21 protein-coding genes are annotated in these 24,320 nt (G+C 59.9%); 18 read left to right on the top strand and 3 right to left on the bottom strand.

The annotated features are described in order from the left end of the window. Positions 1-118 precede the first annotated feature (118 nt). The 4 genes from fdhD to ACXHRN_RS26685 all read left to right on the top strand — a co-directional run bounded on the left by fdhD (position 119) and on the right by ACXHRN_RS26685 (position 3,783). On the top strand, positions 119-943 hold the full coding sequence (gene fdhD / locus ACXHRN_RS26670) for a formate dehydrogenase accessory sulfurtransferase FdhD (RefSeq protein WP_488639279.1): 825 nt from the start codon (positions 119-121) through the stop codon (positions 941-943). Next, positions 933-1,172 (top strand): formate dehydrogenase subunit delta, encoded by a 240-nt coding sequence (locus ACXHRN_RS26675; protein ID WP_488639280.1) that lies wholly within the window; start codon positions 933-935, stop codon positions 1,170-1,172. Before fdhD ends, ACXHRN_RS26675 begins: the two co-directional genes overlap by 11 nt. 234 nt (positions 1,173-1,406) lie before the next feature. Next, positions 1,407-2,816, top strand: coding sequence for a 3-isopropylmalate dehydratase large subunit (gene leuC / locus ACXHRN_RS26680; protein WP_488639281.1), 1,410 nt, complete (start codon positions 1,407-1,409; stop codon positions 2,814-2,816). A 154-nt stretch (positions 2,817-2,970) separates the two neighbouring features. Further along, entirely contained in the window at positions 2,971-3,783 is an 813-nt protein-coding gene (locus ACXHRN_RS26685) for a class I SAM-dependent methyltransferase (RefSeq protein ID WP_488639282.1), read from the top strand. A 9-nt stretch (positions 3,784-3,792) separates the two neighbouring features. On the opposite strand, the gene ACXHRN_RS26690 is transcribed toward ACXHRN_RS26685, so the two are convergent. Next, a complete protein-coding gene (locus ACXHRN_RS26690; protein ID WP_488639283.1) occupies positions 3,793-4,623 on the bottom strand; it encodes an aldo/keto reductase in 831 nt (276 codons plus the stop codon). A gap of 188 nt (positions 4,624-4,811) precedes the next feature. Between ACXHRN_RS26690 and ACXHRN_RS26695 the strand changes: the two genes are divergently transcribed. Beyond that, positions 4,812-5,342 (top strand): SixA phosphatase family protein, encoded by a 531-nt coding sequence (locus ACXHRN_RS26695; RefSeq protein WP_488639284.1) that lies wholly within the window; start codon positions 4,812-4,814, stop codon positions 5,340-5,342. Between the two features lie 173 nt (positions 5,343-5,515). Here ACXHRN_RS26695 and ACXHRN_RS26700 read toward each other — a convergent pair whose 3' ends face one another. Both ACXHRN_RS26700 and ACXHRN_RS26705 read right to left on the bottom strand, forming a co-directional pair. Continuing rightward, complete coding sequence (locus ACXHRN_RS26700) at positions 5,516-7,825, bottom strand: rhodanese-like domain-containing protein (RefSeq protein WP_488639285.1); 2,310 nt, start codon at positions 7,823-7,825, stop codon at positions 5,516-5,518. A gap of 219 nt (positions 7,826-8,044) precedes the next feature. Continuing rightward, on the bottom strand, positions 8,045-8,572 hold the full coding sequence (locus tag ACXHRN_RS26705) for a L,D-transpeptidase family protein (RefSeq protein WP_488639286.1): 528 nt from the start codon (positions 8,570-8,572) through the stop codon (positions 8,045-8,047). 167 nt (positions 8,573-8,739) lie between these two features. Here ACXHRN_RS26705 and ACXHRN_RS26710 point away from each other — a divergent pair, with 167 nt between their 5' ends. From ACXHRN_RS26710 to ACXHRN_RS26770, 13 genes are all read left to right on the top strand, one after another. After that, positions 8,740-9,423 (top strand): response regulator transcription factor, encoded by a 684-nt coding sequence (locus ACXHRN_RS26710; protein ID WP_488639287.1) that lies wholly within the window; start codon positions 8,740-8,742, stop codon positions 9,421-9,423. Between the two features lie 15 nt (positions 9,424-9,438). Further along, positions 9,439-9,894 carry a cyclic nucleotide-binding domain-containing protein gene (locus ACXHRN_RS26715; RefSeq protein ID WP_488639288.1) on the top strand — a complete coding sequence of 152 codons (456 nt, stop codon included), beginning with the start codon at positions 9,439-9,441 and terminating at the stop codon, positions 9,892-9,894. A gap of 14 nt (positions 9,895-9,908) precedes the next feature. Then, positions 9,909-10,853 (top strand): GlxA family transcriptional regulator, encoded by a 945-nt coding sequence (locus tag ACXHRN_RS26720; protein WP_488639289.1) that lies wholly within the window; start codon positions 9,909-9,911, stop codon positions 10,851-10,853. Between the two features lie 69 nt (positions 10,854-10,922). Then, complete coding sequence (locus tag ACXHRN_RS26725) at positions 10,923-11,612, top strand: helix-turn-helix domain-containing protein (RefSeq protein ID WP_488639290.1); 690 nt, start codon at positions 10,923-10,925, stop codon at positions 11,610-11,612. A gap of 74 nt (positions 11,613-11,686) precedes the next feature. Then, positions 11,687-12,583, top strand: coding sequence for a class II glutamine amidotransferase (locus ACXHRN_RS26730; protein WP_488639291.1), 897 nt, complete (start codon positions 11,687-11,689; stop codon positions 12,581-12,583). 32 nt (positions 12,584-12,615) lie between these two features. After that, positions 12,616-13,299, top strand: a complete 684-nt coding sequence (locus ACXHRN_RS26735) for a protein GlxC (protein WP_488639292.1) — start codon at positions 12,616-12,618, stop codon at positions 13,297-13,299. Positions 13,300-13,313: 14 nt separating this feature from the next. Then, on the top strand, positions 13,314-14,639 hold the full coding sequence (locus ACXHRN_RS26740; RefSeq protein ID WP_488639293.1) for an FMN-binding glutamate synthase family protein: 1,326 nt from the start codon (positions 13,314-13,316) through the stop codon (positions 14,637-14,639). A gap of 1 nt (position 14,640) precedes the next feature. Continuing rightward, the gene (locus tag ACXHRN_RS26745; protein ID WP_488639294.1) at positions 14,641-15,102 is read left to right on the top strand and encodes an OsmC family protein; all 462 of its coding nucleotides are present in this window, start codon (positions 14,641-14,643) and stop codon (positions 15,100-15,102) included. A 44-nt stretch (positions 15,103-15,146) separates the two neighbouring features. Continuing rightward, on the top strand, positions 15,147-16,454 hold the full coding sequence (gene glnT, locus ACXHRN_RS26750; protein ID WP_488639295.1) for a type III glutamate--ammonia ligase: 1,308 nt from the start codon (positions 15,147-15,149) through the stop codon (positions 16,452-16,454). Between the two features lie 214 nt (positions 16,455-16,668). Continuing rightward, entirely contained in the window at positions 16,669-17,553 is an 885-nt protein-coding gene (purU, locus tag ACXHRN_RS26755) for a formyltetrahydrofolate deformylase (protein ID WP_488639296.1), read from the top strand. A 285-nt stretch (positions 17,554-17,838) separates the two neighbouring features. Next, a complete protein-coding gene (locus ACXHRN_RS26760; protein WP_488639297.1) occupies positions 17,839-18,582 on the top strand; it encodes an autoinducer binding domain-containing protein in 744 nt (247 codons plus the stop codon). 326 nt (positions 18,583-18,908) lie between these two features. Continuing rightward, a complete protein-coding gene (pyc, locus tag ACXHRN_RS26765) occupies positions 18,909-22,367 on the top strand; it encodes a pyruvate carboxylase (protein WP_488639298.1) in 3,459 nt (1,152 codons plus the stop codon). 199 nt (positions 22,368-22,566) lie between these two features. Next, a complete protein-coding gene (locus ACXHRN_RS26770; RefSeq protein WP_488639299.1) occupies positions 22,567-24,228 on the top strand; it encodes a putative bifunctional diguanylate cyclase/phosphodiesterase in 1,662 nt (553 codons plus the stop codon). Positions 24,229-24,320 lie beyond the last annotated feature (92 nt).

A 24,320-nucleotide genomic window follows, 5' to 3' on the forward strand; every position in this document is an offset into this window, starting at 1 on the left:
CACCCTAGCCCTCTCCCCGCAAGCGGGGCGAGGGGACGATGGGGCACCGACACTGCCACAGGTACCTTCTCCCCGTTTCAACGGGGAGAAGGTGCCGGTAGGCGGATGAGGGGCAGATATGACAATCAAAACGTCCAAGAGAGTCCCTGAAGTCATCTTCAAGAACGCCGTCCTCTCCAGCGGCTATCGCATCGTCGCCGAAGAGGCTGCGATCGCGCTCTCCTATGGCGGTTCGACGGAAGCGGTGATGATGGCGAGCCCGGCCGATCTCGAAGATTTCGCCATCGGCTTTTCACTGTCGGAAGGCATTATTGGCTCGATCAATGAGGTCACCGAAATTGCCGTCGAGCAAGCCTCAGGCGGCATCGACCTGCAGATCAGCCTCAAGGACGATGTCGACATGACATTGCGCGCCCGCAGGCGGGCCAAGGCCGGCCCGGTCGGTTGCGGGCTTTGCGGTGTGGAATCGATCGAGGAAGCGCTGAAGCCGGCGGCAGATGTCTCCGACGTTGTCCTGGCGATGTCACAAGCCGATATCGCAGATGCCATGGCATCGCTGTCGGCCAACCAGCCGCTGAATGCTGAGACACGTGCCGTGCATGCGGCCGGATTCTACATTCCGGGCAAGGGCATGATCGCCGTCCGCGAGGATGTCGGCCGGCACAATGCGTTGGACAAGCTGATCGGTCATCTCGCCCGTAGTGGGGTTGGGGGCTCTGAGGGTGCCGTCATCATGACCTCGCGGCTCTCGGTCGAGCTGATCCAGAAGTCAGCCAAACTCGGCAGCGGCATGCTGATAGGCATCTCGGCGCCGACCGCGCTCGCCATCGACATGGCGACGCGCGCCGGCATGACATTGGTGGCGCTGGCGCGCGGCGAAGATTATGAAATATTCACCGGCTCGGACCGGATCAAAATGGGAGCAAAGGCCGATGCAGCCTGATAAACTCGTCCGCATGGCAAACCAGATTGCCACGTTCTTCAGCTCCCAGCCGGAAGCCGAGCGCGCCAAGGGCGTGGCCAACCATATCAACAAGTTCTGGGAACCGCGCATGCGTAGCGCGTTCTTTGCGCATGTCGATGCTGGCGGCGAAGGATTGCAGCCTCTGGTGATCGAGGCTGCAAAGCTGGTCAACCGGCCAGCGGTCAAGGAAGCCACGCCGGTCCATTGAGGCGGCAACTCCTCCATTGCCCCCCCATCCAAAAAATGCTAATGGCGACGCCATGAGGCAGAGAACCGCACAAAACCATCTCTTCGTGCTGCAGGACCGCAAGCGTCTGCCGGCGCGGTTTTTTGCCGAGCTCTCCGGCCTTGCGACCGCCCACCTTCGCTAGGGCTTGCTGGCGGCGATCGGCTGCCCCACATATCTTCCAAAACCATCAATCGTATTTCCATGGTGAATCCAATGAGCGCACCTCGCACACTCTATGACAAGATCTGGGACGACCACGTCGTCGACCAGCAGGCCGACGGCACCTGTCTTCTCTATATCGATCGTCATCTCGTTCACGAGGTGACAAGTCCGCAGGCGTTCGAGGGTCTTCGCATGACCCACCGCACGGTGCGCGCACCGCAGAAGACGCTCGCCGTCGTCGACCACAATGTGCCGACCACGCTCGACCGCTATGAGGGCATCAAGAACGAGGAAAGCCGCATCCAGGTCGAGGCGCTGGCGACCAATGCCGCCGAGTTCGGTGTCGAATACTATTCCGAGCACGACAAGCGCCAAGGCATCGTCCACATCGTCGGCCCCGAGCAAGGCTTTACCCTGCCGGGCATGACCATCGTCTGCGGCGACAGCCACACCTCGACCCATGGTGCCTTCGGGGCGCTCGCGCATGGCATCGGTACGTCGGAAGTCGAGCATGTGCTGGCCACCCAGACGCTGATCCAGAAGAAGGCCAAGAACATGCTGGTGCGTGTCGATGGCGTCCTGCCCGACCACGTCACCGCCAAGGACATCATCCTGGCCATCATCGGCGAGATCGGTACCGCCGGCGGCACTGGCAGCGTCATCGAATTTGCCGGCGAAGCGATCCGCGCGCTGTCGATGGAAGGCCGCATGACCGTCTGCAACATGACGATCGAAGGCGGCGCCCGCGCCGGCCTGATCGCGCCCGATGAGAAGACCTTCGAATATATCAAGGGTCGTCCGCGCGCGCCGAAGGGCGAAGAGCTCGAAGCGGCGATCGAGTACTGGAAGACGTTGAAGACGGACGAAGGCGCTCATTATGATCGCGTCGTCGTGCTGAATGCCGCCGACCTGCCGCCGATCGTTTCTTGGGGTTCGTCGCCGGAAGACGTGATCTCGGTACAGGGCGTGGTTCCCAACCCCGACGAGATCGCCGACGAAAACAAGCGGACGTCGAAGTGGCGCGCGCTCGATTACATGGGCCTGAAGCCCGGCACGCCGATCACCGATATTGCGGTTGATCGAGTGTTCATCGGCTCCTGCACCAACGGCCGCATCGAGGACCTGCGCGAAGTCGCCAAGGTGGTCGAAGGCAAGACTGTGGCATCGACCGTCAACGCCATGATCGTGCCGGGTTCGGGTCTCGTGAAGGAGCAGGCGGAAGCCGAAGGCCTCGACAAGATCTTCCTGGCTGCTGGTTTCGAATGGCGCGAGCCGGGCTGCTCGATGTGCCTGGCGATGAACGACGACCGGCTGAAGCCGGGCGAGCGTTGCGCCTCGACCTCGAACCGCAATTTCGAAGGCCGCCAGGGTTTTAAGGGCCGCACCCATCTCGTCTCGCCGGCGATGGCCGCCGCAGCGGCGATCGAGGGCCATTTCGTCGATATCCGCGACTGGAGCTAAAGTCGCGCCGTGAGCCCAGGCTCTCGGCGTTCATAGTGCTGGATTTTTGGAATATCGAAAAGGGCGGAAGCGATTGCTTCCGCCCTTGGCGTTTGCAAGGTATGCTCGTTTCGGCCAGCCCCACAGGATGAGGGGTCTTCGACGGAGAAATTCCATGACGGGCGCAGACAAGGTGTTTGCCGGCGGCATACCGGCTATCTATGAAAATTTCCTGGTGCCGATGATTTTTGAGCCTTATGCGGTGGAGATCGCCAAACGCCTGGCCGAGCTCAAACCACGTGATGTGCTGGAGGTCGCTGCAGGCACCGGGGTGCTGACGCGGGCAATGGCCGTCAGTCTCGGCCCTGACGTGCACATCACCGCCACCGACCTCAATCAAGCGATGCTCGATGTCGCGATTGTCAAGCAAAGTGCCGGCAGCGTCATGACCTGGAGGCAGGCTGACGGGCTTGCCTTACCGTTCGAGGATCAGTCATTCGACGCTGTTGCCTGCCAGTTCGGCGTGATGTTCTTTCCCGACAAGGTGCAGGGTTATCGCGAGGCACGCCGCGTTCTCAGGCCTGGCGGAAACTATATCTTCGCCGTCTGGGACAGGCTCGATTCAAATGAATTTATCACCACCGTGAGTGAGGCGCTGGCGAACCGGTTTCCGGATGATCCGCCACGGTTCATGTCGCGCGTGCCACATGGATACCACGACCTGAAGGTCATCAGCGGCGAACTCGACGCTGCGGGTTTTGCGTCAGTGGATACCGAGACGGTGGACGAGATCAGCACGGCCACCTCGGCACTGCATGCCGCAACGGCCTACTGTCAGGGCAATCCACTCAGCGGCGAGATCGAGGCGCGTGCGCCGGGCCAGCTTCAGGAGGTCACTGAAGGTGTGGCCGAAGCGCTGGAGAAGCGGTTCGGCCACGGGGCTATTCAGGGCAAGATCCGCGCCCATATCATCACGGCTGTCCGCTAGCCCGATCGGTCAGAACGATGCGGTCATCGGGTTGGGGCCGATGCGGCCGTTGGGGTCGTCGAGCTTAGCGATGGTCTCGAGATCGCTCTCGTCAAGTTCAAAATCGAAGACCTTGAAATTCTCGACGATCCGGCTTGGCGTAACCGATTTCGGAATGACGATCAGGCCGTTCTGGATGTGCCAGCGGACGATTGTCTGCGCCGGCGTGCGGCCGTGCTTGGCGGCAATCTTGCCGATCACCGGATTGTCGAGCAACTTTCCTTGGCCGAGCGGACTCCAGGATTCTGTCGAAATGCCGAGCCGGCCATGTATCTTGCGCAGTTCGTGCTGCTCGAAATCCGGATGAAGCTCGATCTGGTTAAGTACAGGGGTGACGCCCGTGTCGGCGATGATCCGCTCCAGATGCTCGGCACCGAAATTGGAGACGCCGATGGATTTTGCCAAGCCGTCCTTCTGCAACTGGATCAGCGCCTTCCAGGTTTCGAGATAGAGATTGCGGCGGGGCGAGGGCCAGTGGATCAGCAACAGGTCGACATAGTCGGTGCCGAGCCGCTTCAGGCTCTCTCGCGCGGCCTTCAGCGTCGAGTCATAGCCTTGTGCCTCGTTCCAGATCTTGGTGGTCAGGAAAATATCGCCACGTGCGACGCCGGAGGCACGGATGCCGGCGCCGACCCCGTCTTCGTTGCCGTAGATGGCCGCCGTATCGATGTGGCGGTAGCCGGCATCGAGCGCGGCTTTGACTGCGGGGGTGGCGGTGTCATTGGGCGTCTGCCAGACGCCGAGCCCGACCTGCGGGATCGTTCGTCCATCATTGAGGGTAAGATGGGTTTGAGCGGACATGTATCAACTCCGATTGTTTGGCGGATATGCGCGAGGCGCGCGAAATGGTGGGATCGGGAACGCAATGTCCCGCTGATGTGCAAAGCACAATCTTGCATATAGGTCGCAATGCAGCAATTTTTACCTGACGGGTTGCAAAAACCTGCTAGGCTGAGACAATTCCAATTTCCCAGTGCCTTTTTCCGGTCATGATCAAATCAAGCAAGCGTAAGCGTCTCATTCTTTTTCGTCATGCGAAGTCCTCCTGGTCGGAAGGCCTGGAAGATCATGAACGGCCGCTGGCGGATCGCGGTCGGAGGGCAGCACCGGTTATCGGCCATTATCTCGCCAAGGCGCGCCTGCAGCCGGATCTGGTTCTGGTCTCGACGGCAAGGCGGGCGCAGGAGACCTGGAGCCGCGCGCTTCGGGCCATGAAAGGTCCGATCGAGGCGCGCAACACCAAAGAGATTTATGCGGCGTCGGCGGAGAGGCTGCTCGATGTCATTCACGGCGTCGACGCGTCTGTGGGTACGCTGATGCTTGTCGGCCACAATCCGGGGCTGGAAGAGCTTGCGCGGATGCTGATGAAGGATCTCGGCGGCGATGCTGGCAAGCGCATGCGCGAGAAATATCCGACGGCCGCGATTGCTGTGCTGTCGTTCGAGGTCGAATCCTGGGCTGACATCGCAGCGGAAACCGGCTCGCTCGATCGGTTTGTAACGCCGAAGTCGATCGGTTGATGTTGTGAGAAACCCCCGTCACGGCCTATAGCTAATCCATCGTGTAAATCGGGGTCTGCTTTGCGCCAACAGCGGCACTGCGGTGATGTCCGGAACACGCCAAGTAGCAGCCGCTGAGATCGCGGATGGCGTTTGACAACTCATGTGGTTTTATGTGGCAATTCCTGCCCAAGCTACCTCTTGACCTCGATCACAAGAGGATAGCCCTCGTCGCTCCACTCCAAAAATCCGCCGGCAAAATAGTAGATGTGCGTGTAACCCCAGGCAATCGCCTTGGCCGAAGCATAGGCGGAATAGGGGGAACTTTTGCCCTGGGAATAGAAGGCGACCTCGTCTTGCTTGCCCGCCACCTTGGCGAGGTTTTCCTTCGACAGGCCGGTGACCAGCGATAAGTTGATGGCCTGGGGGATATGGCCATTGTCATAGTTGAACGGGGCACGCACGTCGATGAAGAGCACGCCGCGTGCGAGCAGCGCCCTTGCTTCCGTCACATCGATTTTTATCGTTTTGTCGATACTGAGTTCGCCCTTCGTCAGCCTCATGAACTTGACGTAGTCGTCAAGGGCGAGGTCGGTACCAGCCCCCTCGGGCACTCCAGCCTTGCGGAGTCCATCCTGCAGGCGGGTAATGTACGGCCTATGATAGCTGAACACGCTACCATACCAACCAAACGCACTTTCCTGGACAGTGAGCGGATCGGAGTAGGAGGACATAGCTAACTTGTTGTACTTGTCGATCAGTGCCTGAATGCCATCAGTGCGTCCGAGGTGCCCGTAGCTCGATATCAGCGTGGCGTAATCCGCTAGTATATCAGACTTTTTTTCGATCACGCGTTTAAGGGAGTTGACGGCTTCGTCGTATTTTCCCTGGGAGAAGAACGAGATTGCGAGCATACGCAGCGTTGCCTGCGGGGGATGGGGGTCGATTCTCATCGCCAGGCGGACTTGCTGTTCCGCCTCCGCCGCATGTCCCGTCGCGTTGAGAATCCGCGCCATGCTGACTTGGTTGTCGGGATCATTCGGCGCAAGCTTCATCGCCCGGTCGATGGCAGCGAATGCGTCGTCATAACGCCCCTGTTGAGCAAGCAATTGCGCCGATATCGCATAGGCAAGCGGCGTCGGCTTCTCCATGGCTTTTGCAATATTTCTGTCTAGGTTCTTGGAAGCGTTCTCTCTACGGGCAACATCCCAGGATGAGACGCTAATCCTCCAGTTTGCAGCCGCCAGCGACGCATAGGCGCGGCTGTAGTTCCGATCGAGCACTATAGCCTTCTGGAAGAATAGGGCGGCCGTGACCGTTTCCGACTCGCTGTCCCGGCGAAGATGATCCCAGCCTCGTAGTAAAGTATCGTAGGCTTGCGGATTCGTCGTTTCCGGTACTGTTGCTACGCCCTGTTCAGCACTCGTCAACTTCACGGAGAGCGTCGACACGATCTGTCCTATCACTCTATCCTGCAGCCCGAAGACGCCGCTCATTTCACCATCATAGCGCTCAGCCCAGAGGTGGTGTCCGTCAATCGCATCAATCAATTGGGCGTTGACCCGGACATGGTTTCCCTCTCGACGTACGCTGCCCTCCAGGATGTAATGGACGCCCAGTTCCTTGGCCACCTCCTGCACCTTGGTGGGCTTGTCCTTGTAGGTGAAGGTAGAGTTGCGCGCGATCACGAAGATGCCAGACAGTTTTGAGAGTTCAGTGATAAGGTCGTCAGTCATTCCGTCGGCGAAATAGCTCTGCCCGGCATCAGAACTGAGGTTGTCGAATGGCAGGACGGCGATCGAGGGTTTTTTCGGTAGCGGAAAAGCCATCCGCGCAACGGACGCCGCGTCGGCACTCTCGCGCCTCTGGGCCAGCCATACTGCGGGAACGACGATCAGGAGCAGGAGGGCCAAAGCTGCCGGAATTGTCCAACTGCGAAAGCTTCTGACGTTGAAGCGCCGAAGCCGCGCATTTCCCTCGAACCTCACCCGGTAGACACGGACAGGCCGCTGGATGTTCTTCACATGCTGCTCGCCGATGAATTCCAGCGGCAATTCGAACTTGCCCTGCAAATGATCAAAAGCAGTGCCAGATACGAAAAGTCCTCCCGGCTCACACATCTGCTCAAGGCGAGCCGCGACGTTGACGCCATCGCCCAGCAAATCATCCCCGTCGATGACTACATCGCCGAGATTGATGCCCATGCGGAAGAGAAGTCGATATTGGGATGCGACATCCACTTGGCGTGCAGCGAGCTTACTTTGCGACGCGACTGCGCAAGCGACGGCGTCGACCACGGAGCTGAATTCCACGATCGCACCATCGCCCATGAGCTTCACGATGCGTCCGCGATAATCTTCCAGAAAGGGATCGAAGATTTCGGAACGCCAAGCCTTCATTGCTGCCAGGGTGCGGGTCTCGTCGGCTTCGATGAGTCGCGAATAACCAACAATGTCGACGGCGAGGATCGCAACCAGCCGCCGTTCGGCGTGAACTGCTCCCATGGCCACCTCTCCCGCAAGGTGTAGAAGGCGTCGCTATTGCGTCGGTTCAGGATGGGAACTTCCCAGCCTCCCAGCCCTCGCAAGCTATACTTGTTTCCTCGCTCGTGCCAGATTTATTGCCTGGCTTGGGACCTTGCCGGAATGGCCGTTTCGGGCCAAAAGCAGACCCCACGCCCGACCGCCGAGGGGTTGAGGAGGGCAATCCCTTGCCCCGCCCCATCAAACCACCCGCACCACCGTCTCCGTCCCGATCAGCGGCAGCAGGCGCTGCATGTCGCGGAGCTTGATGGCGACGCAGCCTTCGGTAGGCTGGTAGCCGGGCTTGGCGAGATGGAAGAAGATCGCCGAGCCCTTGTTGCGCTGGCGCGAGGAGATGTTCCAGTCCATCACCAAACAGATGTCGTAGAGGTGATCGGTGCGCGACATCTGCTCGTGGCTCGGCTTGAAGGGGGAGCTCACCGGCCTGTTGTAATTGGCGTTGTTGGGCGCATCGCACCAGAGCATGGACTGGCGGATCGGCAGCATGGGCAGGCTGGTCTTCGGCGGGGCTACATGGTCGCCGCGATAATAGCCGCGTATCAGGCGCATTTCGGTGATCGGCGTTGCGCCGTCGCCTTCGCGTTTGTTGGATGTGCGGCCGCTGCGGCCCAGTGCGGCACGAAAGGTCCAGGGTCCGGCCTGCACGATCGCCTGGCGTGGATTTCCCGGCGCCGGGCGGACGAGGATTTCGGAAATCGTTCTTTTCAATATGATTCCTCGCGAAACGCTTGCTCTCGACTTTTCACAACTAATTGCGTTGCAGGTGAGCGAAAAGCCGGTGCATGCCGGCTCACGTGGCCGCAAACCCTTGCTCTTGCCTGCGAATATGGCATACCAATCATCACTCTACGTGAAAAACCGGAAGTATAACTGATATGACAGCCCGGACAATCCTGCTGGTCGATGACGATCAGGACCTGCGTGAAACACTCGTCGAGCAATTGGGACTCTATGAGGAATTCTCCGTGCTCCAGGAGGCAACGGCCACCAAGGGGATTCAGGCGGCGCGCGCCGGCCAGATCGATCTGCTGGTCATGGATGTCGGCCTTCCCGACATGGATGGCCGCGAGGCGGTGAAGCTGCTGCGCAAGGGCGGGTTCAAAAGTCCCGTCATCATGCTGACCGGTCATGACACAGATGCCGACACAATCCTCGGCCTTGAAGCCGGCGCCAACGATTATGTCACCAAGCCGTTCCGGCTGGCGGTGCTGCTCGCGCGCATCCGCGCCCAGCTTCGCCAGTATGAGCAGAGCGAGGACGCGACCTTCAATGTCGGGCCGTATATTTTCAAGCCGGCCCAGAAGCTTTTGACCGATGGCGATGGCAAGAAGATCCGCCTGACCGAAAAGGAAGCGGCGATCATCCGCTATCTCTTCCGTGCCGGACAGAAATCCGTGACTCGCGACGAATTGCTGGAAGAAGTCTGGGGCTACAATTCCGGCGTCACCACCCACACGCTCGAAACGCATGTCTATCGCCTTCGGCAGAAGATCGAGAAAGATCCGTCCAATGCCGAGATTCTTGTGACCGAGAATGGCGGCTATAAAATCATACCCTGAGGGAACGCCGCATAGATGGCACTGAAAGACGACATCGCGCTTTTCCAGCAGCTTTCGATTTTCGAAGGACTGTCGGAGGAACATTTGCGCCTGCTCGCCTTCGGCGCCGAACGGCGCCGGCTGGAAAAAGGCCATGTGCTCTTCCGTCAGGGGGCGTCGGCTGATTCCGCCTTTGTCATTACCAGGGGCCGGTTGAAGCTCACGATGCATGCGGCGACCGGCGGCGACCGCCAACTGGGCGAGGCGGGTCCGGGATCGATCCTCACCGAGATTGCCATGATCACCGAGGCCGAACGGCATTTTACTGCCAGCGCGCTCGAGGAAAGCGAAGTGATCCGCATCAGCCGCATTCTCTTCAGGCGCATGCTGGAGGAATATCCCGAAGTGGCCGTCGCCACCGACCGCCGCCTACGTGAGAATTTCACCCGACTGGTCTCGGCGGCGCAGACCTCCACCGACAAGTTCAGTTGAGGGCTGCGGGGCCGATGTCGGATTCCTACCGGATCGGTTTCATCCTGGTGCCCGGCTATGCGCTGATGTCGTTTGCCTCGGCCGTCGAGCCCTTGCGGGCGGCCAACCTTCTGGCCGGACGCGCCGTGTTCGAGATCCGGTTCTTCTCCAGCGATGCCAGTCCCGTCGCCGCTTCTGCCGGCGCGATGATGCAGACCGAGCCGTTGCCGCGCAAGGCGGATGGACTGGATGCGCTGTTCGTGGTCGCCGGTGGCGACCCGGCGGGATCGAAGCCGGATGCGGCGCTGTTTTCCTGCCTGCGCCGCATGGCACGGTCGGGGCTGACGATCGGCGGCATATCCGGTGGACCCCACCTGCTGGCGGCCGCAGGATTGCTGGCGGATCGGCGCTTCACCATCCACTGGGAGCATGCCTCGGCACTGATGGAACGATGGCCCGATCTGCACCCGGAGCGTGTTCGTTTCGTCATCGATCGCGACCGAATTACCTGCGGTGGCGGTGTGGCGCCGCTCGATCTCATGCATGCGTTGATCGAGGCCCGCGAGGGGCCTGACTTTGCCCGCTCGGTCAGCGACTGGTTCCTGCATACCCACGTCGATGAGCCGGCCAGCCCGCAGCGTTCCTCGATCGCAGAGCGCTATCGCATCCATCACAAGGGGCTGGCTGGTATCCTCGAGAGGATGGAGAGCCATGTCGAAAAGCCGCTCAGCCGTCATGACATGGCGAGGTTCGCCGGCATCTCGGAACGCCATCTCGACCGACTGTTCCTGACCGTGATGAAATCCGGCTTCCAGAAGGAATATCTGAAAATCCGGCTGGAACGCGCCCGCATGCTGCTCAAACAGAGCCCGATGAAGATTTCCGAGATCGCTTTGGCGTGCGGGTTTGCGGGGCCGTCGCAATTCGCGCGGGCATTTCGCGCGCAATTCGGGGAAAACCCGGGCGCTATGCGGAAATAGTCATTTCTGCTGTTCCAAATTATTCGTCATTTGATAGTTTCTTTCCCTTGAGGAAAGCAAGGAGCACCCATGGCCAAAGCCACGATACCCGGACGTGCGACTGAAACCCCTGACGATGACGAGGTTGCTCTGCCATTCCAGGATCCGCATGCGGTGCGTGAGGCCAAGGAAAACAATCTCGAAATGGCCATCGGCCACGAGGTTCGGACCCTGAGGAAAAAGCTCGGCATCACCGGTGCCGACTTGGCTTCGGCCACAGGCATCTCGCTCGGCATGCTGTCGAAGATCGAGAACGGCAATACGTCTCCCTCGCTGACGACGCTCCAGGCGCTGGCGAAGGCGCTTGGCGTGCCGGTCACTGCGTTCTTCCGCCGCTTCGAGGAAACCCGCAACGCGGTCTTCGTCAAGGCAGGTGAGGGGGTGGAGCTCGAACGTCGCGGCACGCGTGCCGGCCATCAATACAATCTGCTCGGCCATATCAGCAACAACACGTCTGGCGTGCTGGTCGAGCCCTATCTCATTTCGCTCAATACCGATTCAGACGTGTTTCCGACTTTCCAGCACGAGGGGCTGGAGTTTCTCTACATGCTCGAAGGCGAGGTGCACTACCGCCACGACGACAAGCTTTACCCGATGACGCCGGGCGACAGCCTGTTTTTCGATGCCGATGCGCCGCATGGGCCGGAGGTACTGGTGAAGCTTCCGGCGCGCTATCTGTCGATCATTTGCTACCCTGAAAAAAGCCGCGGCAAGCGATAAAATGATTTTCATGGTAGTTGATTTAATTTCATGTGAGTGATAATTCTCCACCATCTAACTTGGAGTATAAAACCATGTGCGGCATTGCTGGCCTCTTTCTCAAGGACAAGTCGCTGGAGCCCGAATTGGGCGTCCTGCTTTCTGACATGCTGGTGACCCTGACCGACCGCGGGCCGGACAGCGCGGGCATCGCCATTTATGGCGGTGGTGCCGAAGGGCTGGCCAAGCTGACCGTTCAGTCGGCTACGCCGGCTCGCGATTTTGCGATGCTTGCCGACGTTTTGAGCGAAGCGGGTGTTGCTGTGGCTTCGCTGCACGTCAAGGACACGCATGCGGTGGCCGCCATCGCTGCGGACAGGATCGATGCGGCGCGCGCTGCTCTGCGCACGACGCTGCCAAGCGTGCGCGTCATGGGTGCCGGCGACACGATCGAAATCTACAAGGAAACCGGACTGCCGAAGGACGTCGTGTCGCGCTTTGCGATCCGCCAGATGTCCGGCAGCCACGGCATCGGCCATACCCGCATGGCGACGGAATCGGCAGTGACGACGCTCGGCGCTCATCCGTTCTCCACCGGAGCCGACCAGTGCCTGGTACACAACGGCTCGCTGTCGAACCACAACAATATCCGCCGCGAACTGAAGCGCCTCGGCATGACCTTCGAGACTGAAAACGACTCCGAAGTTGCCGCTGCCTACCTCACGGCCGAGATGGCCAAGGGCAAGGATCTCGGTCAGGCACTGACCTCGGCGCTCGACGATCTCGACGGTTTCTACACTTTCGTCGTCGGCACACATAATGGCTTTGGCGTGCTGCGCGATCCGATCGCCTGCAAGCCTGCTGTCATGGCCGAGACCGATCGCTACGTCGCCTTCGGTTCGGAATACCGTGCGCTCGTCAACCTGCCGGGCATCGCCAATGCGCGCATCTGGGAGCCGGAGCCAGCGACCGTCTATTTCTGGGAACACTGATCATACTTGGCCCACGAGAGCAAGGTTACAACATGCCGGTCATCGACCTACTTGAGACTCCGCTTCGCGACCTGAACGCAAAGCTTCACAATATCCCCCAAGGCTCCAACGAGACGGCTTTCGAAGTCGTCAATCCGCGCGGCAGCCATGCCGTCGCGGTTGGTATCGATGCGCCGATTACCGTCGAGGTACGCGGCAGCGTCGGTTACTATTGCGCCGGCATGAATGACGGCGGTGCGGTCACCGTTCACGGTTCGGCTGGCCCCGGCGTTGCTGAGAACATGATGTCGGGTTCCGTCGTCATCGAAGGCGATGCCAGCCAGTATGCCGGTGCCACCGGTCGCGGTGGCCTCTTGGTGATCAAGGGCAATGCAGCCTCGCGCTGCGGCATCTCTATGAAGGGCATCGATATCGTCGTCGGTGGCAATATCGGCCATATGTCGGCCTTCATGGGCCAGTCCGGCAACCTCGTCGTGCTCGGCAATGCAGGTGAAGCGCTGGGCGACTCGCTCTATGAAGCGCGCCTGTTCGTGCGCGGCAGTGTCAAAAGCCTCGGTGCCGATTGCATCGAGAAGGAAATGCGTCCCGAGCACCTCGAATTTCTGGCCGACATTCTCGAAAAGACCGGCATGGACGCCAGCCCCAAGGAATTCAAGCGTTACGGCTCGGCGCGCAAGCTCTACAATTTCAATATCGACAACGCTGACGCGTATTGAGGCAGGGAAAGAATATGTCCTATCACAACCCCTATACCCCGCCCCGCAAGTCGGCGACTTTCGATGACTATACGCTGGCCGAAATCCGCCGCGCGGCTGCCACCGGCATTTATGACATTCGCGGCGCCGGCACCAAGCGCAAGGTGCCGCATTTCGACGACCTGTTGTTCCTTGGTGCCTCGATCTCTCGCTATCCGCTCGAAGGCTATCGCGAAAAATGCGACACGACCGTCGTGCTCGGTGCGCGCCATGCCAAGAAGCCGATCACGCTGAAGACGCCGATCACCATTGCCGGCATGAGTTTTGGCGCGTTGTCCGGCCATGCCAAGGAGGCACTTGGCCGCGGTGCGACGATTGCCGGAACGTCGACCACCACTGGCGACGGCGGCATGACCGACGAAGAACGCGGCCATAGTCAGACGCTCGTCTACCAGTACCTGCCTTCGCGTTATGGCATGAACCCCAAGGACTTGCGTCGTGCCGATGCGATCGAGATCGTTGTCGGCCAGGGCGCCAAGCCGGGCGGCGGCGGTATGCTGCTCGGCCAGAAGATTTCGGATCGCGTCGCCAACATGCGCAACCTGCCCAAGGGCATCGACCAGCGCTCGGCCTGCCGCCATCCTGACTGGACCGGCCCGGACGATCTGGAAATCAAGATCCTCGAAATCCGCGAAATCACCGATTGGGAAAAGCCGATCTACGTCAAGGTCGGTGGCGCGCGCCCCTATTACGACACCGCGCTTGCCGTGAAGGCCGGCGCCGATGTCGTCGTGCTCGACGGCATGCAGGGCGGCACGGCGGCCACCCAGGATGTGTTCATCGAAAATGTCGGCATGCCGACGCTTGCCTGCATCCGTCCGGCGGTTCAGGCGCTGCAGGATCTCGGTATGCATCGCAAGGTGCAGCTGATCGTCTCGGGCGGCATTCGCTCGGGCGCCGATGTTGCCAAGGCGCTGGCGCTTGGCGCCGATGCGGTGGCGATCGGTACTGCAGCACTGGTAGCAATCGGCGACAACGACCCGAAGTGGGAAGAGGAATACCAGAAGCTCGGCACGACAGCCGGTGCCTATGATGACTGGCATGAGGGCAAGGACCCCGCCGGCATCACCACCCAGGATCCGGAGCTGATGAAGCGCCTCGATCCGGTGGCTGCAGGCCGTCGCCTTGCGAACTATCTCAAGGTCATGACGCTCGAAGCGCAGACGATCGCGCGCGCCTGCGGTAAGAACCACCTGCACAATCTCGAGCCGGAAGATCTGGTCGCCTTGACGATCGAGGCTTCGGCGATGGCACAGGTGCCGCTCGCCGGTACGAGCTGGATCCCGGGTAAGGGCTTCTAAGATGGGCAAGTACACGGCAACGATTGTGTGGGAACGCTCTCCTGGAGAAGCGTTCACGGACAACCGTTATAGCCGTGGCCATACCTGGTCGTTCGATGGCGGCGTCAGCTTCCGGGCGTCGTCGTCACCGCATGTCGTGCCCCGCTACTCGGATCCTGCCGGTGTCGATCCGGAAGAGGCGTTTGTCGCCAGCTTGTCCTCCTGCCACATGATGACGTTTCTTTATCTGGCGGCAAAGCGGGGACTGGCCATCAATCGCTACGAGGATACCGCCGAAGGCATCATGGCAAAAAATGACCTGGGACGCATGTGGGTGTCCCAGGTGGTTCTGCATCCGCGCATTGACTGGGAAGGTACGGCGCCCGGAGCAGAGACCATAGACGAGCTTCACCATGCGGCACACGAAGAGTGCTTCATAGCCAATTCGGTCCGCACCGACGTTCGGTGCGAGCCGGCTGAATGATGGCCCTTTGGGCCGATTGAAAACAATGTATGGGGAACGTGCGAATGACTATCGATCTCGAGGCGTGGGCGAAGGAACGCGGCGTCAAGTATTTCATGATCAGCTATACCGATCTGTTCGGTGGCCAGCGTGCCAAGCTGGTGCCGACACAGGCGATCAAGGGCATGCAGGAAGATGGCGCGGGCTTTGCCGGCTTTGCCACGTGGCTTGACCTTACCCCCGCCCATCCCGACCTTTTCGCCAAGCCAGATCCATCCTCCGTCATCCAGCTCCCATGGAAGAAGGAGACCGCGTGGGTCGCTGCCGATTGCGTGATGGACGACAAGGCAGTCGATCAGGCACCGCGCGTGACATTGAAGCGTCTGGTCAGCGAGGCGGCCAAGCAAGGTCTGCGCGTCAAGACCGGTGTCGAACCGGAATTCTTCCTGATCACGCCGGATGGTTCGGCAATTTCCGACGCCGCCGATACTGCCGAGAAGCCCTGCTACGACCAGCAGGCTTTGTTGCGACGCTATGACGTGATCGCCGAAATCTGCGACTACATGCTCGAGCTCGGCTGGGGTCCCTACCAGAACGACCACGAGGACGCCAACGGCCAGTTCGAAATGAACTGGGAATATGACGATGCGCTGTCGACCGCCGACAAGCATTCGTTCTTCAAGTTCATGGTCAAGTCCGTCGCCGAAAAGCACGGTTTGCGCGCCACCTTCATGCCCAAGCCTTTCCAGGGCAAGACCGGCAATGGCTGCCATGCGCATATCTCGGTCTGGGATCTCGACGGCAAGAAGAATGCATTTGCCGACAAGGAGATGCCGTTCGGCCTCTCCGCCCAGGGTCGCACCTTCCTCGGCGGCATCATGAAGCATGCATCGGCGCTTGCCGCAGTAACCAATCCGACCGTCAATTCCTACAAGCGCATCAACGCGCCGCGCACGATCTCCGGTGCGACCTGGGCGCCGAACACGGTGACCTGGACCGGTAACAACCGTACGCACATGGTGCGCGTGCCCGGCCCCGGCCGCTTCGAGCTGCGCCTGCCCGATGGAGCAGTCAATCCGTACCTGTTGCAGTCGATCATCATCGCCGCCGGCCTTTCCGGTATCAATTCGAAGGCCGATCCCGGCCCGCACTCCGATATCGACATGTACAAGGATGGCCACACGCTGAATGGTGGGGCGAAGCTGCCGCTCAACCTGCTCGACGCGTTGCGCGAATACGACAAGGATACCGAGCTCAAGGCACTGATGGGCGAAGAGTTCTCGGCCGCCTATCTCAAGCTGAAGCAGCAGGAATGGAATGCATTCTGCTCGCATTTCAACGAATGGGAAAAGGCCAACACGCTCGATATTTGACGGGCGGCATCACGGCGGTGTCGCAAACAGAAAATTGCGACACCTGAAATGCCCTATGCTACGTTTCATATCAGGCTTTCCGACAGCCTCTTGCAATTTTGACAGCTTCGGGGGTGGTGGGGGCCTGTGGCCCTTGCCACCTCTCTGAAGGCGCTATATTTGCGGGTTGGAAGCATGAATTGTTGCAACGCATCATAACCTCCGAAGGCGCCCCATGAAGAGCTACGTCCTCACCGTCACCTGTACCTCCACACGCGGCATCGTCGCTGCGATTTCCGGCTTCCTCGCCGACAAGGGTTGCTACATCATCGACTCCTCACAGTTCGACGATCTGGAAACCGGGCTGTTCTTCATGCGCGTGACCTTCACCAGCCAGGAAGGTGCCACGATCGAGGAGATCACTTCCGGCTTCGAAGCTGTGAAGGCGAAGTTCGGCATGACCTGCCAGTTTCATGACAGCGACCATCGCATGAAGGTGATGCTGATGGTGTCGCGCTTCGGCCATTGCCTCAACGACCTGCTCTACCGCTGGAAGATCGGCGCGCTGCCGATCGATATCGTCGGCGTCGTTTCCAACCATTTCGAGTATCAAAAGGTCGTCGTCAATCACGACATCCCGTTCCACCACATCAACGTCACCAAGGCCAACAAGCCGGAAGCCGAAGCACGCCTGATGGATGTGGTAACAAGCTCGGGTGCGGAACTGATCGTGCTGGCGCGCTACATGCAGGTTCTGTCCGACGCCGTCTGCAAGAAGATGTCGGGCCGCATCATCAACATTCATCACTCGTTCCTGCCGTCGTTCAAGGGTGCCAACCCTTACAAGCAGGCTTATGAGCGCGGTGTGAAGCTGATCGGCGCCACCGCCCACTACGTCACCGAGGACCTCGATGAAGGTCCGATCATCGAGCAGGACGTTGCCCGCATCACCCATGCCCAGAGCGCGGCCGACTACGTATCGATTGGCCGTGACGTGGAAAGCCAGGTGCTGGCGCGCGCCATCCATGCGCATGTCAACAACCGCGTGTTCATGAATGGCAACAAGACGATCGTGTTCCCGGCCAGCCCGGGTTCCTACGCTTCCGAGCGCATGGGCTGATAGAACTCGGCATCCGCCGGCATAAGCTGGCGGATGCTATCCCGCTGTTTCGATGCCCTTATTACCCCTGCCTATTTTTTTCGCTTTTCCTGTATGTATTATTCTGGCACAATGACGCTATTGGATTGCGCGTGTCGCAATTGAACTTTCCTGCACAAAAACAAGCCTTTCGATGGTGTTCTCTGGCATCGGTAGGTGTTTTGTTTTTGTTAACCGGAAAGTGGCTTTGGAGCGTCGCGCGCGGATTTATCGATTATTCGTAGCGCATACATATTGGGGAATATCTTGCGGTTCAGGACCATACTTCATTTTCTCGTGACAATCGGCGAAGTGCCGTCGGCCGAAACCTTGACACTCGAAATCGAGCGCCTGCTGGATTTCTTCGAATTCAAATATTACTGCGTTTTCCACCAGCCCAAGCCCATCGAGAATGCAGCCGAACTGATCGTCGCCGCAAACTGGCCGCCGGAATGGGTCGCGCGCTACGTTGCCAAGAAATACATCGTCATGGATCCGACGATCCGCTTCCTGTTGCGTGCCAACCGCAGCTTTTCCTGGGCGCAAGCCGTGGAAGCCTACAAGGAAAATCCACATTATCGTCGCATGAAGACGATGATGGCCGATGGCAAGGCGCATGGCCTGGCATCGGGCTATATCTTTCCGGTTTTCAGCCGCAACGGCCTGATCGGCGCCACCACGATCGGCGGGCCGAAGGAAATCGAGCTGACGCTTGTCGAGGTCGCGTTGCTGGAAACGGCGTTCCGCACCGCCTATCTCAAATACCTCGAATTCATGGGTGACAAGCATGCCGACAGCATCGGCACCGGCAAGGAAATCACCATGACCCATCGCGAGATGCAGGCGCTCAACAATATTGCCGAAGGCGGCACATCGCCCGAGATCGCCAACATTCTGGACGTCTCTTCCAACACTGTTGACTGGTATGTCAACAGCGTGCAGGCCAAGCTCGATGCACGCAATCGCAGCCATGCGGTGGCCCTGGCGTTCCGGCGCGGGCTGATATCGTGAAATAAGCCGGCCCCTGCAACAATTTTCGAATTTGCACTTCGCTTTGCAACGCGCTAGGATTTCTTCGCGCTTGCACAAAAGTCTTGCCGTCCTGCACAATATCCTGCCGGAATCCAACATCCGGTGGTCGGGTTCAGGCCCGAATTGGTGATGACGGGGAGATAGATGTGCTGAGGTGGGGGATGTTCAAATGGAATCAATTCTGTCGGCTCGAACCGGAACCGCTGCATCTGATGCGGCGGGCTGCTGGTTTCGGCTGCCCTATTCCATGTGAACATCTCCCACTCTAGCGTTCGACCCTGCCTCTAGTCCCAGGAGCCCCGGCCTTGCCGATCAAGAAAATCCTCGTTGCCAACCGATCTGAAATCGCCATCCGCATTTTTCGTGCCGCCAATGAGCTGGGACTGAAAACAGTCGCCATCTGGGCCGAAGAAGACAAGCTCGCGCTGCATCGCTTCAAGGCGGATGAGTCCTACCAGGTTGGCCGCGGGCCGCATCTTGAACGCGATCTCGGGCCGATCGAAAGCTACCTGTCGATCGAGGAGGTGATCCGCGTTGCCAAGCTTTCTGGCGCCGATGCCATTCATCCCGGCTACGGGCTTTTGTCCGAAAGCCCTGAATTCGCGGACGCATGTGCTGAAGCCGGCATCATCTTCATCGGTCCGAAGCCCGATACGATGCGCAGGCTCGGCAACAAGGTGGCAGCGCGCAATCTCGCCATTGAAATCGGCGTGCCGGTCGTGCCCGCCACCGATCCGCTGCCAGATGATATGGCCGTGGTGGCCAAGATGGCCGAGGAGATCGGCTATCCGATCATGCTCAAGGCCTCCTGGGGCGGCGGTGGCCGCGGCATGCGGGCGATCCGCGATCCCAAGGATCTGGCCCGCGAGGTGGTGGAAGCCAAGCGCGAGGCCAAGGCCGCTTTTGGCAAGGACGAAGTCTATCTCGAAAAGCTGGTCGAGCGTGCCCGTCACGTCGAAAGCCAGGTGCTCGGCGACACGCATGGCAATGTCGTGCATCTGTTCGAGCGCGATTGTTCCGTCCAGCGCCGCAACCAGAAGGTCGTCGAGCGTGCGCCTGCGCCCTATCTCACCGAAGCGCAGCGCGCCGAGCTTGCCGCCTACTCGCTGAAGATCGCGCAATCCACCAATTATATCGGCGCCGGCACGGTCGAATATTTGATGGATATGGACAGCGGCAAGTTCTACTTCATCGAAGTCAATCCGCGCATCCAGGTCGAGCATACCGTCACCGAACAGGTGACCGGTATCGATATCGTCAAGGCGCAGATCCACATCCTCGATGGCTTTGCGATCGGTACGCCGGAATCGGGCGTACCCAGGCAGGAAGACATCAAGCTCAACGGCCATGCCCTGCAATGCCGTATCACCACCGAAGACCCGGAGCAGAATTTCATTCCCGACTACGGCCGCATCACCGCCTATCGCGGCGCCACCGGATTCGGTATCCGGCTCGACGGCGGCACGGCCTATTCCGGCGCGGTGATCACGCGCTTTTATGATCCGCTTCTGGAAAAGGTGACCGCCTGGGCGCCGACGCCGATCGAGGCGATCCACCGCATGCATCGCGCGCTCCGCGAATTCCGTATCCGTGGGGTGGCGACCAACCTGACCTTCCTTGAAGCGATTATCACGCATCCGTCGTTCCAGAACAATTCCTATACGACGCGCTTCATCGACACGACGCCGGAACTCTTCCAGCAGGTCAAGCGCCAGGACCGTGCCACCAAGCTCTTGACCTACATCGCCGATGTCACGGTCAATGGCCACCCTGAAGCCAAGGGCCGCGCCCGGCCGCCGGTGGATGCCGCTTTGCCAGTGGTTCCGTATTGCGACCTGCCGCAGCAGCCCGGCACCAAGCAGTTGCTCGACGAGCTTGGTCCGCAGAAGTTTGCCGAGTGGATGGTGGCGCAGAAACGCGTGCTGGTGACTGACACGACGATGCGTGATGGCCATCAGTCGCTGCTCGCAACCCGCGTCCGCACCTTCGACATCGCCAACATTGCCGGCACCTATTCCAAGGCGCTGCCGAACCTGTTGTCGCTGGAATGCTGGGGTGGCGCGACATTCGACGTTTCCATGCGCTTCCTGACCGAGGATCCGTGGGAGCGTCTGGCGCGGATTCGCGAAAACGCGCCGAACTTCCTGCTGCAGATGCTGCTGCGCGGCGCCAACGGCGTCGGCTACAAGAACTATCCCGACAATGTCGTGAAGTATTTCGTCCGCCAGGCAGCGAAGGGCGGCATCGACCTTTTCCGGGTATTCGACTGCCTGAACTGGGTCGAGAACATGCGGGTGTCGATGGATGCGGTTGCCGAGGAGAACAAGCTCTGCGAAGCGGCGATCTGCTACACCGGCGATATCCTCAACTCCGCCCGGCCGAAATACGACCTCAAATACTATGTGAACCTCGCCAAGGAACTGGAAAAGGCCGGTGCGCACATCATTGCGCTGAAGGACATGGCCGGCTTGCTGAAGCCGCAGGCCGCCCGCGTTCTGTTCCGCGAGCTCAAGCAGGCGACATCGCTGCCGATTCACTTCCATACGCATGACACGTCGGGCATTGCCGCCGCCACCGTGCTGGCGGCTGTCGAATCGGGCGTTGATGCGGTCGATGCGGCGATGGATGCGCTTTCGGGCAACACCTCGCAGCCCTGCCTCGGCTCGATCGTCGAGGCGCTGGCCGGCACCGAGCGCGATCCCGGCCTCGACCCGGCATGGATCCGCCGCATTTCCTTCTATTGGGAAAACGTCCGCACCCAGTATGCCGCCTTCGAGAGCGATCTCAAGGGACCGGCATCGGAAGTCTACCTGCATGAAATGCCGGGCGGACAGTTCACCAACCTCAAGGAACAGGCGCGTTCGCTCGGTCTGGAAACCAAGTGGCACAAGGTGGCGCAGGCCTATGCCGATGCCAACCAGATGTTCGGCGACATCGTCAAGGTGACGCCGTCCTCCAAGGTGGTGGGCGACATGGCGTTGATGATGGTCAGCCAGGACCTGACGGTCGAGGATGTCGTCAATCCGGCCAAGGAAATCTCCTTCCCGGAATCGGTGGTGTCGATGCTGAAGGGTGATCTCGGCCAGCCGCCGTCGGGTTGGCCGGAAGCGTTGCAGAAAAAGGCGCTGAAGGGCGAGAAGCCCTACACCGTGCGTCCCGGCTCGCTGCTGCCCGACGCCGACCTTACCAAGGAGCGCTCGGATATCGAGACCAAGCTGGAACGCAAGGTCAGCGACTACGAGTTTGCCTCCTACCTGATGTATCCGAAAGTGTTCACCGACTTCGCCATTGCCGCCGATATCTATGGTCCGGTTTCGGTGCTGCCGACCCATGCCTATTTCTACGGCCTGCCGGCGGGGGAGGAATTGTTTGCAGAGATCGAACGCGGCAAGACGCTGGTCGTTCTCAATCAGGCGCACGGCGAGCTCGACCAGAAGGGCAATGTCACCGTGTTCTTCGAGCTCAACGGCCAGCCGCGCCGCATCAAGGTGCCCGATCGGGCACATGGCGCGACGAATGGCGCGGTCCGCCGCAAGGCGGAGCTGGGCAATGCGCTGCAGGTCGGGGCACCCATGCCGGGTGTCATCTCGACGGTCGGCGTTGCTGCCGGCCAGGCGGTCAAGGCCGGCGATGTGCTGCTCTCCATCGAGGCGATGAAGATGGAAACGGCGCTGCATGCCGAAAAGGACGGCACGATCGCCGAGGTGCTGGTGCGCGCCGGCGATCAGATCGACGCCAAGGATCTGCTGGTTGTTTACGGCTAATATTGCCACTTCTTAAGTAACGGGGAGCCGGGCTCGATATCGATGCCAGGCTTTCTTACCTATAGAGGTCTATTTTCAGCATCGGTTAAGCATGCAGGCAAGAAACGCGGCTTTTTATTACAATTGGACTCAAAATTAAACTTTTCCGCAATGCGCCGTTGGTATTGATGTCACCGCAACAGCCTTTTGGGGATCGGCCATGCGCAGCGATGACGGGAATTTGGCGCCAAGCAAAGTGACGCGACGCTACATGATCGAGAATGTGGCGATCCTGACTGTCAGCGTCGGCCTATTCCTGGCCGCCATGTTTGGCAACTTCCATGAGCTGATCCATGATTTCGTCAACGGCAGCAGCCCGGCGACCCATTTCAAGATGCGGGCGCTTGAAGATTCAAAGTCGCTGATTTTTCCCGCCGGGGTACAAGCGGCCGAACCGGTTGACATCGACCTTGCCGTGCTGATGTCCTTCGGCCTGGCCGCCAGCCTCGGCCTGACGGCCTTTGCATTTGTTCAATACGGCCGGCTTCGCCGCGCTTTGAAGAGCCAGCGCGAAGCTGAAAAACAATCACGGCAGCTCGCCATGCACGACCAACTGACCGGCCTTGCCAATCGCCGCAATTTCGAGGAATTCGGCCAGCGCGTAACGTTCGAGCGGCCTGCCTCGGAGCGCCGCGCGGTCTTTCTGATCGACCTCGATCACTTCAAGACAGTCAACGACGTCTACGGCCACGCGGCTGGCGACAAGGTGCTGATCGATTACGCCAGCCGTATCCAGAACCATTTTCCGGGTGGTATCGTTGCCCGTTTCGGCGGCGATGAATTTGCCGTCATCACGCCGCCGCTGAAGGAAAACAGCGAAGCCAATCACTACGCGCGCTTCTGCATCGCCGGTGTGTCCGAACCTTTCGATTACAACGGTACGCTGCTGCATCTCGGCTCTTCGGTCGGCGTGGCGATGATCGGCAATGGCGAACAGACGATCGCCGAGGCGCTTCGGCGCGCCGATATCGCGCTATACAAGGCCAAGCGCGGCGGCCGCATGCAGATCGCCTTCTTCGAAGATACGCTTGAGCGTATCGTCAAGGAGCGCAACTGGATCGAAACCGAGCTGCGCACGGCGCTGACCAATGGCGATATCATCCCCTATTTCCAGCCGGTGGTCGATCTCGCCACGCGCGATGTCATCGGTTACGAAGCACTGGCGCGCTGGCAGCATGCGGAGCGCGGGCTGATCAGTCCGGCAGACTTCATCACGGTTGCCGAAGAGTGCGGGCTTATCTCGCAACTCGGCGAGATGATGCTGGCCAAAGCCTGCGCGGTTGCCCGCCACTGGCCGGCCCATATCATGCTCTCGGTCAATCTTTCCCCGGTGCAGCTGCGTGACAAGGGCCTTGCCCGCAAAGTGCTGGACATTTTGGCGGTTGCCGATTTCCCTGCGAGCCGGCTCGAGATCGAGATCACCGAAAATGCGCTTGTTTCCGATCTGCAAACCGCCGGCGACACAATCCGCCAGTTGCGCGCCTCCGGTGTCTCGGTGGCGCTCGACGATTTCGGTACGGGTCATTCGACGCTCAATCACCTCAAGGTCTGTCATTTCGACCGGATCAAGATCGACCGCACCTTCATCGGTTCGCTCTCCGACAACAGCGACAGCCGCAAGATCGTCGATGCCATTCTCAACCTGTCGCGCAGCTTTGGCGTCCGCTGCACGGCGGAAGGCATCGAGCATCAGGGCGAGCTGCAGATGCTGGCCGATTGGGGCTGCAGCGAAGGCCAGGGCTACCTGTTCGGCCGCCCGGAACAGAAGACCTCCTTCGATCGCCCCGAGATCGATATCGGACCGCAGCGACTGAGCGCCTGACCCCTAAAGTGTGCCGCGATCCTTCGGACTCGCTTGTGGCACTTTAGCTCTTTGTTTTGACGCATGTTTAAGTGCAAAACCGCTGCACACTT

Source organism: Shinella sp. OV683, from assembly GCF_057787725.1.